The organism is Mesorhizobium sp. (assembly GCF_005063415.1).
Taxonomy (GTDB): Bacteria; Pseudomonadota; Alphaproteobacteria; order Rhizobiales; family Rhizobiaceae; genus Mesorhizobium.
Genome location: NZ_SUEG01000283.1, coordinates 1 through 2,800, shown reverse-complemented (window position 1 = coordinate 2,800; position 2,800 = coordinate 1). Strand labels below are relative to the sequence as shown.

General features: G+C 62.2%; 4 protein-coding genes and 1 pseudogene. 4 read left to right on the top strand and 1 reads right to left on the bottom strand.

Annotated features, from left to right (window positions below):
• The 3 genes and pseudogenes from E5W70_RS31745 to E5W70_RS31735 all read left to right on the top strand — a co-directional run.
• Nucleotides 1-466 (top strand): annotated as a pseudogene (locus E5W70_RS31745) (penicillin-binding protein); the annotation flags it as partial.
• Nucleotides 467-469: 3 nt separating this feature from the next.
• Complete coding sequence (locus tag E5W70_RS31740) at nt 470-808, top strand: hypothetical protein (RefSeq protein WP_292665225.1); 339 nt, start codon at nt 470-472, stop codon at nt 806-808.
• Between the two features lie 100 nt (nt 809-908).
• Nucleotides 909-1,661, top strand: a complete 753-nt coding sequence (locus E5W70_RS31735; protein ID WP_292665224.1) for an SDR family oxidoreductase — start codon at nt 909-911, stop codon at nt 1,659-1,661.
• Nucleotides 1,662-1,879: 218 nt separating this feature from the next.
• Here E5W70_RS31735 and E5W70_RS31730 read toward each other — a convergent pair whose 3' ends face one another.
• Entirely contained in the window at nt 1,880-2,329 is a 450-nt protein-coding gene (locus E5W70_RS31730) for a host attachment family protein (RefSeq protein WP_292665223.1), read from the bottom strand.
• A 225-nt stretch (nt 2,330-2,554) separates the two neighbouring features.
• Between E5W70_RS31730 and E5W70_RS31725 the strand changes: the two genes are divergently transcribed.
• A partial coding sequence (locus tag E5W70_RS31725; RefSeq protein ID WP_292665221.1) for a hypothetical protein occupies nt 2,555-2,800 on the top strand: 246 nt, incomplete at its 3' end.

Sequence of the window (2,800 nt, the reverse complement as noted above, 5' to 3'; positions counted from 1 at the left end):
GAACTCGCGCGACGCCTGGTTCATCGGCTATACCGCCAACCTCACCACCGGCGTCTGGTTCGGCAATGATGACGGCAGCGCGATGAAGAAGGTCACCGGCGGCGCGCTGCCGGCGCAGGCCTGGCACGAATTCATGGTCGCCGCCCATGAGGGCGTGCCGGTGCGGCCGCTGCCCGGAACCTGGAAGTCGACGCCGCCCGACACCATCGTCCCAGACGACATACCGTCCGACACGGCGCCGCCGGCGCCGGTCGCTTCCGTTGGCCAATCGGCGGCGCCCGCGGCAGCCACGCAGTCGGCTTCACGTCCCGTGCGTCCTGCCGAGACGGTCGATGCCGGCGGCCTGGCCATGCCGGGGGTCGACAGCGCCACCGGATCGATCAAGCATCCGGTGCCGCCCGGCAATGTCGGCGGCCCGGTCAAGAAGCGGCAGACCTCGATCCTGGATATTCTGGGCGGAGGTTAGGCAATGTCCGGTGAACCGGCCAAGCCGGCTGATGTGAAAGGATACAAGCGTCTAAGCACGTGGCAGTGGCTCTTGCTGCTCGGGATGACTGTTTGTGTCGTGGTCATTCGGCATCTGCCATATCTCTATTTCCCCAATCCAGCATACCTCGATCAGGAAAGAATCGGAGCGATATACGGCTCCGTCATCATGGGGCTTTTGTTGCCTTATGGGGTGGCCTGGGGCGTTGCGCGTCTGGCCGGGCGCTCGCGTGGCGCGTTCTTAAGGGTTATCTGGACGTTGGCGGCTCTGGTCTTTCTTCTCAATCTCGGCCTGCATGCGCAGTGTCCGACCTGCTATTGAACGGTGATTGCTAGCAGCCGCGCGACAGGCCCTATGATCTTCTGGCGGCCTCTCGTCATTGTAACCATATTCGGTTAGATCACGCGCCGGAGACCGCGACATGGCCGAAACCGACACCAGAAAAACCATCGTGCTGACCGGCGCCAGCCGCGGCATCGGCCATGCCACGGTCAAGCGCTTTTCACGTGAAGGCTGGCGCGTCATCACCTGCTCGCGCCAGGCCTTTGCCGAGGACTGCCCGTGGCCGGCCGGCCCGGAAGACCACATCAAGGTCGATCTCGCCGATCAGGAGGATGTCGGCATCGCCATCTCCGAGATCCGCCACCGGCTGGAGGCGCATGGCGGGCAGCTGCATGCGCTGGTCAACAATGCCGGCATCTCGCCGAAGCTCAAGGACGGCAACAGCCGCATGAACTCGATCGACACGCCGATGCATGTCTGGCGCGACGTCTTCCAGGTGAATTTCTTCGCCCCGATCATGCTGGCGCGCGGACTGTTCAAGGAGCTGGCATCGGCCAAGGGCTCGATCGTCAACGTCACCTCGATCGCCGGCACCCGCGTGCATCCTTTCGCCGGCACCGCCTACGCGACCTCGAAGGCGGCACTCGGCTCGCTGACGCGCGAGATGGCGCATGATTTCGGCCCGCACGGCATTCGCGTCAACGCCATTGCGCCGGGCGAGATCGATACCGCGATCCTGTCGCCGGGCACGGAAAAAATCGTCGAGACCATCCCGCTGAGGCGGCTGGGCACCACCGCAGAAGTCGCCGACATCATCTTCTTCCTGTGCTCGGGGCAGGCGTCTTACGTGACCGGCTCGGAAATCCACATCAACGGCGGCCAGCACGTTTGAGCGGCTGAGTTTATCAATCGTCTGCGCTGCCTGCCGGGACCTTCTCCCCGTGAAGAACGGGGAGAAGGGGCTTGGACGCAATGCTGGTGACCCCTCTCCCCGTTCTTCACGGGAAGAGGGTACGGGTGAGGGGCAGCGCAGACTATGACGATTGATTACCCTGGCCTGCTCCAACCTGGCGACTAATGAGGCAATTGCTGCGGGGACCGATGCTCCGATCAGGTTGCCTGCAGCAGGTTCTCGATATCGGGTATGCTGTGGTTGGTCAGCGTCTTTGGAATTTCGGCCGTTATCTTGTCGGTGACCTCCTTGTGCAGCTTCCTGCGCATGTCGCCCAGCACCGCCGGCGGCGCGATCAGCACGATCTCCCTGAAGGTGCCGCGATGCGCGAGCTTGTAGAGCCTGTCGGCAATCTCTTCGGCAAAACGCTCCTTGCCGAGACGGTGCCAGTCGGTGTCCTCGACCGCACTGCGGTGGACGGAAGGGCCGTCGCTGTAGCGGCCGGGGCGGTCCGTGCCTTGTTCTCGGGTTGCCGGATTTTCCTGCTCCATCTCGTGCACGACCTGAAGGTCGGGATATTGGACGTCTCCACGATTCTCGAGGAACAGCGCCTTTTCGCCATCTGCCACCACGATCCACAGTCCGCGTTTCAGTCTGACGTTGCTCATGGGGCGCTCCTTTTTTGATTTTTCGAGCCCATCGCCGGGCCTTTGCCGCAGGGGCATGACCGGGGCTGGGCCCATATTGCAAACGCGTGCCGAGGCGGGAATGTTCCGGTACTCGGACCCGGTATTCCAACAAGAGCCGGCGAGAGCGCCGGGCTGCCTTTGATGGCTCGGTTGGCATCCGGCGGCTTTAATCTACTAAATTGGTAGAATTTAGAAAAATCTGTTTTGTGGCCGGCTCTGCCAGCTGCTAGAAAGGCAGCGGATCAAGGGCCGCAACAGCAGCTTCAATCCGCTCCGCATTTGAATGTGGAATATTTTTCTCTTGGCCTTCATGCTTGCAGAAAAGAGATTGCCTGCTACGAAGCGATGCGCGAGTGGGTGCCTTCTGGTTTTTCGCGCCCCCGCGTAGAACTGGCAAACGGTTCCAGGATTCCGCTCGTCATGCCGCAAGCCACGCCCAAGCTCAATGCC